Raw genomic sequence first — 7,962 nt, forward strand, 5'->3', positions numbered from 1 at the left:
CCCCTGGAGGACTCGGAGCGCGCGCGCGTGGAGGAGGCCCTGCGCGCCCACGGAGGCAACGTGGCCGCCGCGGCGCGCGCGCTGGGGATGCACCGCACGCACCTGCGCCGCCTGCTGCAGCGCCACGGCCTGGGCGCGGCCCCGCGCGAGTAGGGCGCCTTCAGTGCCGCACGCGCGGCTTCGGGGCGCGCACGTGGACCTCCATGCGCGCGTCCCCCGCCACCACGCTGCTGAGCACCTCCTGCTGCTCGGGCCCCAGCCGCGCCACCGCGCGCAGCGTGGCCACCAGCAGCAGCGCCTCCACCGTCGACGGCACGCCCACGCCGCCCGCGCCCGTCTTCAGCGGCATGGGCAGCCGGGGCACCCGCCCCGCCGAGGACAGCGCCTCCACCGCGTACGCCGGCGTCGTGTCCAGCGTCACCGCGATGGCGGGCAGCTCCTGCGCCGCCTCCGCCTGTCCCTGCGCCTGCATGTGCATCAACTGCTGGAGCGCGCCCGGCTGGAAGTACAGCGCCAGCCCCGCCCGGCCATCGCCGGTGTGGAACACGCAGCCCTCGAAGGTGTGCGTCAGCGGACCGGACACCGCCACCTCGAAGGGCTGGCTGTCATCCCAGTGCGTCCACGGCCGCGCCTCCCAGTACTCGGTGGCCGCCTGCACGAACAACAGCGCCTTGTCCGAGCCCAGCCCGGACAACCCCCGCTGTCCCCAGGCCAGGAACGTGGCGATGGCCGCCCGCGACGACAACGCCGCCTCCGTCGGCTCCTCCGCCCGCACGCCCAGCTCGGCGCCAGCCTGGGCCAACGCCGGCTCGCACCGCACCGACTCGCGCGCTTCCAGCCCCTCCAGCAGCACCGTCAGCCCCGCCACGTCGTCGCGCTCGAACACGGGCGCGGACGGCTCGCCCGTGTCGGTGATGCGCAGGTACACGTCCGTCGTGCCCTGGGAGAGCGGCACCGGGCCGAGCTTCAGCAGGTAGAACATGGGGGCCCTTCTAGAGAGCGCGCTTGCCGTCCAGGGCCTTGCGGACCTGCTTCATCAGCGCGGGGATGTCGAAGGGCTTCTGGAGGAAGGGGATGCCCGGGTACTCCACGCGCAGGGCGCCCACGTCCACCGCGCTCATGCCCAAGAGCGACACGCCCTTCCACTCCGGCTCCGTGCGGATGTGCTTGATGAGCGCGGGGCCGTCCATCACCGGCATCATCCAGTCGGTGAGGACCAGGTCCGGGCGCAGCTCGCTCATGCGCGCCAGCGCCTCGCGTCCATGCGAGGCCGTCAGCACCCGGTAGCCCTCCTCGCGCAACAGGTCCGCGAGGGCCTCCAGGATGCCCTGCTCGTCATCCACCACCAGGACCGTCTCCATACGGGCGGGCTGCGCTCCTCGCGAATCAGGGATGGCCACCGCTCCGGTGCCGGGCAAGTCCCGTCAACAGGGTGTCCAGGGCGACGTCGAAGGGAGGCTGAACCTCGAATCCTTGGCGGGAGATGACGAACTCCCGGATGGAGGGGTCGTAGTCGGTGTCCCGCAGCTTGAAGATGGTCAGGAGCCGGCGCAGGCGCCCCTCCAGCTCCACGTGGCGCAGGAAGAAGAGGTTCTCCGCCACGGCGGAGGGCCCCGGCTCCAGGGGGACGTCGAGCACCGGGCCGAACAGGCGCGGCGTCTCCAGACTGAAGATGGTGGTCGCGCAAGAGGAGCGCAGCTCCTGTGTGAGCGCCGCGAAGAACGACGGCATGCGCGAGGGGTCCGGCGCCGCCTGGCTCATGGCGGGCAGCCCGTCCACGAACACCCGCGACACGTTGTGCTTGCGCACCGTGCTCAACAGCTGGTCCGCGAGCACGTCCAGGATGCACTCGGCGGGAGGCTGCCAGAGCAGGTGCATCCGGCCCTCCTTCACCGCGCCGGACATGTCCATGCCGGCGGCCGCCACCTTGTGCAGCAGCCGCTCGGGCGACTCGTAGAAGCCCATGTACAGACAGCTCTCGCCCTGCCTCAGCCCCTCGACGAGCAGGCTGCTGCCCATCAGCGTCTTGCCGCTGCCCGGAGGCCCCAGAATCAACGACGTGGAGCCCGCCGCCAGCCCGCCGGGGAAGAGGGCGTCCATGGACGGGATGCCGAAGTGGACCCGCTTCTCGCGCGGCTCGGGCGGCGGGCCGCGCCGCATCCGGGCCTCCAGCCGGGGGAAGACCTCCAGCCCCGCGTTGGAGATGCGGAAGGTGTGGACCCCCGCCAGGGTCGCGCCGCCGCGGAACTTGCGGACCTGCAGCTCGCGCCAGGAGCGCACGCCCAGCGTCCGCTCGCGCAGCTCCAGGATGCCATCCACCATGGTGTACTCGGGGTGGACGGTGGGGCCGTTGGAGCTGGTGAGCATCAGCGCGGTGAAGCGGGACAGGCCCGCGGACACCTGCAGCTCGTGGATGAACTTCTTGAAGTCGCGGCTGCTTCCGGCCGCCTCCTGGGCCTGCACCAGGCCGTCGAGCACCAGGATGTTGGCGTTGTGGTTGCGCACCTCGCGGCGCAAGAGCTCCAAAAGCCCCGGCAGCCCCTGCTCCTCCAGCGTGCGGAAGCCGCTGACGTAGTACACGCCATCGGGCAGCAGCGCGGGGTCGAAGAAGGCCATGTCCCGCATGTTGGCGAGCATGCGCGCGTGCGACTCGGCCAGGAGCGTCACGTAGAGGCAGCGCACCCCGGCGCGGCCCTGGTGGTAGCAGAGCTGGTTGGCGAAGAGTGTCTTGCCCGCCCCGGGCTCGCCCACGACGATGTAGACACCCGAGGTGATGAGGCCACCGCCCAGCACGGCGTCCAGGCCGGGCACGCCGGTGGACACACGCGCGTCCTGCCGCGGCGCTTGCTCGGAAGGAGACATGGGAGCGCTCATACCGCAAAACGCAGTCCCCGCGCGCCTGGATTGCTTACAGGGAGCGCGACAAGCCCTCGGAATGCCGTAGAACGGACCTGGAACCCTCCAGGAGCCCCTGCCCCGCGTGGACACCCTCGTCCGCATCGCCGAAGCCCTTGGCCGCTTCTCCGCGCGCTTCGTGCCCAGCGCGTTCTCCATCGCCGTCCTCCTGAGCCTGTTGACCATGGGCCTCGCCATGGGCTGGGTGGGCGCAAGTCCCCCCAAGGTGCTCGACGCGTGGGGCGGCGGCTTCTGGGAGCTGCTCACGTTCTCCATGCAGATGGCCCTGGTGATGTTCACTGGCTACCTGCTCGCGCTCACCACGCCTGTCCGAGCGCTCCTGGAGAAGGCGTCCGGCCTGGCGCGCACGCCGCGCGGCGCGGTGGCGCTGATGGCCTTCGTGTCCATGGCGCTGGCGTACGTCAACTGGGGCCTGTCCCTGGTGGCCAGCGCCATGCTGGTGCGCTTCGTCGCGCGGCGCCGGCCGGACGTGGACTACCGGCTGCTCGTCGCGTGCGCGTACTTCGGCCTGGGCGCGACGTGGCACGCGGGCCTGTCCGCCTCCGCGCCGCTGCTCGTCGCCACGCCGGGCCACTTCCTCGAGAAGAGCATGGGCCTCATCCCCATCGACCGGACGCTCTTCTCGCCCTTCAACGTCTCGCTCACCGTGGGCGTCGTCGCCGGCCTCACGCTGCTGGCGTGGGCGCTGCATCCCAGGCCCGAGCACGTGGTGCGGGTGGACCCGGCGGTGCTGGAGAAGCTGGGGGACTTCGTTGCGCCCGAGCGCCCCGCCGACCAGAGCCTGGCCGTCTGGCTGGACCACGCGCGGCTGCTCAACGTCCTCTTCGGGGTGCTGGGGTTGCTGTGGCTGGGCCAGTACCTGTGGCTCAACGGCGGCTGGCGGGCGCTCAACCTCAACGTGGTGAACTTCACCTTCCTGGTGCTCGCGGTGCTGCTGCACGGCACGCCCGCGCGGCTCATCAAGGCGGCGGAGGAGGCCGGCACGGTGCTGCACGGCATCGTCCTGCAGTTCCCCCTGTACGCGGGCATCTACGGCATCTTCAAGGCCACGGGGCTGACGGACCGCATCGGCCAGCTCTTCGTGTCGCTGTCCACGCCGCGGACCTTCCCGGCCATCGTCTATCTCTACAGCGGCGTGGTGAACTACTTCGTCCCCTCGGGGGGTTCCAAGTGGGCCATCGAGGCGCCCTACCTGCTCGACGCGGCGAGCCGGCTGGGGGTGGCGCCGGAGAAGGTGGTGCTCGCGTACGCCTGGGGCGACATGGCCACCGACCTCATCCAGCCCTTCTGGGCGCTGCCGCTCCTGGCCGTGGCCCGCTTGGAGTTCAAGGACATCCTGGGGTTCTTGCTGGTGGCGTTCCTGGTGTACCTGCCGCTGGTGACGCTGGCGTTCTGGTGGCTCGGATGAGACGTGACAAGGTTCCGTGCTAGACCTCCGGGCAGGACCCGCCGGGGAAGGCGGGTCCCAACTCATCCAACGAGGGGACCCCGAGCATGAAGAAGCTGATGACGCGGACCATGGTGTGTGCGGTGTTGGGGATGTCGTCGCTGGCGTTGGCGCAGGACGCGGCGGCGGAGGCTCCGGCCAAGGAGCCCGCGAAGGTTCCGAGCGCGGACGCGGTCCGTGACACCTGGAACTTCTTCTACAACGGCAAGGGCCAGGGACCCGTGCTGGTGGAGGCCAAGCTCTGTACGGAGGTGGCCAAGGACGGCCCCAACAAGTACGAGTGCATCGCCGAGGTCGCCGCCGAGGGCATCAAGGCGAACACCACCGTGATGCTGTGGCAGGCCTACCTGGTGCCCCAGGGCGACTCGGTCGAGGACGTCATGGTGCAGACCAAGCAGGGCAACGTGGTGCGTGAGACCAAGGACGTGAAGCTCAAGGGCGACGGCTGGCGCGCGCGTCAGTGGACCGGCGTGCGGCTCAACAAGCCGGGCAACTGGACGGTCTCCGTGCTGCGCGGTGACCAGGTCCTCAAGGAGCTGCAGGTCAAGGTGAACTGAGTCACGCACCGCGCGCTTGAAGCACCGGACGCCCACCACGAGGCCCCTGGCGGCCTTGGGTGGGCGTTGGTGTTGAGTGGGGCCGCGAAAGACCTGGCAGGCGACTCCTTCGTCTTGAAGCTGCCAAGGAGCTTTCCTCCCCCGAACCCCTCCGGAACCACTACACCCGATTCGGGACCTGACCCCGGCTGCTCGAGGAGCACGGCATCGAGTGCAGCATGTCGCGCAAGGGCAATTGCTGGGACAGCGCGGTAGCCGAGAGCTTTTCTCCACGCTGAAGGCGGGGATCCTTCAGGTCGGTGACGGTGGCCTACGACGTGGATGACCGGTCCGCCGCCGCGCAGCGGGCGCGCGTGTTCTCCGACGCCGCGGCGCGCGGAGACCTGATTGGCCTCTCGCACATGCCGTTTCCTGGACTGGGCCGACTGAGCGCGGAGGGGCGGAGCTACCGGTGGGTGCCCCTCAACTACAGCTCGGGCCAGCGGTGGCCGGAGGCCCGGCTCAGCGCGGAGTGAAGAAGGCACGGCCCGCCACGAGCCCCTGTTTCGAGGGCTCGGGTGGGCACGCGTGGTTCAACGAGGCTTGCGACGCTGCTCGCTCAGCCTGGCGTTGAAGTCGCGCTCGGCGGCGTCCGCGTAGGCCTTGCAGGTCAGCGCCTTGGCGCCGGCCTTGTCTCCGGCGGAGTATTCCCAGCCGCTGAAGCTCGGATGAGGTGACAGCAAGACATCACAAGGCAGCGCGCGCACGGTGGCGAGGCTGCGTCGATAGTCGTCGACGAGCCGGGGGTAGCGCGGGTTGCCCAGCAACTGATACCCGGGGGTGCTGAGACTGTCGACGTAGGCGATGCGCACGGGCTTGCCGTCTCGTGTATCCGTCCACGTCCAGGCGGTGCTGCCAGGGGTGTGCCCTGGCATGAAGTGCGCGGTGAACTCGACGCCGCCCTGCTTGACGACCTCGCCGTCCATCACCACGCGGTCCACCACGACGGGGGCGAAGACGAAGTCATCACCGAAGTGCAGATCATCGACGCCCCCGCGAGCCAGCAGGACCGCTGATTCGGCGCTGGCGACGACCCGCGCGCCGGTGCGGCGCTTCAACGCGGCGAAGGGACCGGCATGGTCGGCATGGGCGTGGCTGCTCAGCAGCAGGCGCAGGTCCTGGGGCTTGAAGCCACGACGCCGCAGGTTCTCGAGCAGATGGTCGGCCATCTGGGGCATGCCGCCGTCGAGCAGCACGACACCGTCCTGGGTCTCCACCAGCAGGGCGGTCAGCTCCTCGGTGCCAATCTGCCAGGTGCGGTCGGCGATGCGCAGCGGCAGGATGGGCTGCAGCCAGGGTGCACTCACGGTGTACGCCTCCAACTGAGGAAGCGGCGGGAGCTTCGACGGCGGCGGTGTGGCGACAGCGGTCGCGGCGCCCAGCAGGCAGGAGGAGAGAACCCAGGTGAATGTCCGGAAGCGCATGGTGGGTGAAGGGGCAGGAAGGTGCGGGGACGCTAGCACGGCACCACGCGGGGGCTTCGCGGATACGGGACCGCAAGACGTGGTGTCTCCGAGCCACGACTCACGTCACGGGTCGTCGGACATCTCGTCGAGCTGTCCTTGGGCCACTTCGCGATAGTGCGGCACCCGCTCGACGGCGAGCACGTCCCGCATCACCTGGCGAGCAGCATCGGAATCACCGGCTCACATGTGGCGATACATCCGGTTCAGTGAAGACACCATGCGGCTGGAGCCTTCGCGAGTGCGCCGCGCACATTCCTCCAGGAGCGTCCGGGCGCCAGCGTCCGTTGCCAGCAAATCGGTGGCTTCGGAGACACCGATGCCAACCTCACGGGCCGTGCGCTCGAGCAGGGTGCGGATGTCATCGGTGAGCACGAGGCCTTCACCGCCCTGCAACACACGACGGGCAAGGGTGCGGATGGGGTCCCAGTCCAGTTCATCGGACATGCACTACCTCTTCTTCGGATAGCACTTGTCGCCTGGCCATTCTTGCTGTCCCTCGCAGGAGGGGGAGCAGGCATAGCAGCTTCCCTTCCACCCCTCGACGGGTCGAGGCATTCGTGACTCGTCAAGCGCGACACCCCTCCCGGCCCACCGCCCTGTCGGACCGAACAGGGAACCTCTGTTCCGAGCGCCCCTGCTGGGGCATTCCACGGAGGCGTCGATGTGCATGCGTTCGGCCGTCGTGTTGTTGCTGCTGTTACCCAGGGTCGGGTGGGGACAGGAGGCCGTCACCCCTGAGGACTTCGACGCCACCGTGCGCAGGCTGGAGGAGGCGCTTCGGGCCGAGGCTTCTGGCGAAGAAGCAGGAGCGGCCCAGACTGACGAAGAGCCCGCGTCACCTGCACCTCCCAGCAATGACACGAGGTGGGCGCACTGGCTGCGCCTGGAGGCCACTTCGCTGACGCTGCTGCCCCGAAGTGGCGTGGGTCGCGACGAAGGTTTCGTGCAACTGGAGCCGCGTGGCGTGGTGAGGAGACAAGGCGCCTTCACCCTCGAAGTCGGAGCACCGGTGCGGTTGCGTCTCTGGGGTGGCGCGGAGGGAGCGGGGCTCGTCAGGAAGGAGGACTGGGACACGCTGTCCGACTGGGGGCAGGTGGTGCGCGCGCTCAGGGTTGGCGGCGCGCCGAACTCTCTGTGGCTGGGCGCTCTGGAGTCCTACACGTTGCTGTCGGGACACCTGGTGCGCCGCTACAGCAACCGGAGCAACCCCGACTACCACCCCGCTGGAGCGGTGGTGACGGGGATGCTGGGCCCGGTCTACGCGGAGGCCTTCGCCTCGGACGTGCTGGGCGCGCGACTGGTGGGCGCGGAAGTCGCGCTGGACATGCAGCACCTCCTCTTCGGCCGCCCCCTCATTCCCTTGCAGTACCTGCTGTCGGTGTCCTCGGCCCATGATTGGGGACGCGCGGGAGGCACCTCGAAGCCGCTGACACTGGCTCATGTGGACGGCTCCGCGATGCTCGTGCGGCGCAGGAGCGCTGACGGCGGTTTCGAGGTGACGCTGCTGGGGGGCTGGGGCGGACGTCCAGAAGAAGGC

8 protein-coding genes and 2 pseudogenes are annotated in these 7,962 nt (G+C 69.7%); 5 read left to right on the forward strand and 5 right to left on the reverse strand.

The genetic code is table 11. The features are described 5' to 3' along the window. Positions 1-3 precede the first annotated feature (3 nt). Entirely contained in the window at positions 4-153 is a 150-nt protein-coding gene (locus tag FL311_RS38415; protein ID WP_305036182.1) for a helix-turn-helix domain-containing protein, read from the forward strand. A gap of 7 nt (positions 154-160) precedes the next feature. Here FL311_RS38415 and FL311_RS38420 read toward each other — a convergent pair whose 3' ends face one another. The 3 genes from FL311_RS38420 to FL311_RS38430 are packed head-to-tail and all read right to left on the reverse strand — an operon-like array spanning position 161 to position 2,862. Further along, entirely contained in the window at positions 161-982 is an 822-nt protein-coding gene (locus tag FL311_RS38420; protein WP_141332627.1) for a hypothetical protein, read from the reverse strand. Positions 983-992: 10 nt separating this feature from the next. Beyond that, positions 993-1,361, reverse strand: a complete 369-nt coding sequence (locus FL311_RS38425) for a two-component system response regulator (RefSeq protein WP_141332628.1) — start codon at positions 1,359-1,361, stop codon at positions 993-995. Between the two features lie 25 nt (positions 1,362-1,386). Beyond that, entirely contained in the window at positions 1,387-2,862 is a 1,476-nt protein-coding gene (locus FL311_RS38430) for an ATPase domain-containing protein (RefSeq protein ID WP_141332629.1), read from the reverse strand. Between the two features lie 118 nt (positions 2,863-2,980). On the opposite strand from FL311_RS38430, the gene FL311_RS38435 reads away from it, so the two are divergent. From FL311_RS38435 to FL311_RS38445, 3 genes are all read left to right on the forward strand, one after another. Continuing rightward, positions 2,981-4,324: a short-chain fatty acid transporter gene (locus tag FL311_RS38435; RefSeq protein WP_141332630.1), complete on the forward strand. Its 1,344-nt coding sequence runs from the start codon at positions 2,981-2,983 to the stop codon at positions 4,322-4,324. A gap of 86 nt (positions 4,325-4,410) precedes the next feature. Further along, complete coding sequence (locus tag FL311_RS38440; RefSeq protein ID WP_141332631.1) at positions 4,411-4,920, forward strand: hypothetical protein; 510 nt, start codon at positions 4,411-4,413, stop codon at positions 4,918-4,920. A gap of 299 nt (positions 4,921-5,219) precedes the next feature. Next, entirely contained in the window at positions 5,220-5,435 is a 216-nt protein-coding gene (locus FL311_RS38445) for a hypothetical protein (protein ID WP_194869549.1), read from the forward strand. Positions 5,436-5,492: 57 nt separating this feature from the next. On the opposite strand, the gene bla is transcribed toward FL311_RS38445, so the two are convergent. After that, complete coding sequence (gene bla, locus FL311_RS38450; RefSeq protein ID WP_255510398.1) at positions 5,493-6,266, reverse strand: subclass B3 metallo-beta-lactamase; 774 nt, start codon at positions 6,264-6,266, stop codon at positions 5,493-5,495. Positions 6,267-6,488: 222 nt separating this feature from the next. Further along, a pseudogene (locus FL311_RS38455) lies at positions 6,489-6,869 on the reverse strand (DUSAM domain-containing protein). Between the two features lie 217 nt (positions 6,870-7,086). Here FL311_RS38455 and FL311_RS38460 point away from each other — a divergent pair. After that, positions 7,087-7,962, forward strand: a pseudogene (locus tag FL311_RS38460) (hypothetical protein); the annotation flags it as partial.

The sequence above is a fragment of the Myxococcus sp. AB025B genome, from assembly GCF_006518215.1.
Taxonomy (GTDB): domain Bacteria; phylum Myxococcota; class Myxococcia; order Myxococcales; family Myxococcaceae; genus Myxococcus; species Myxococcus fulvus.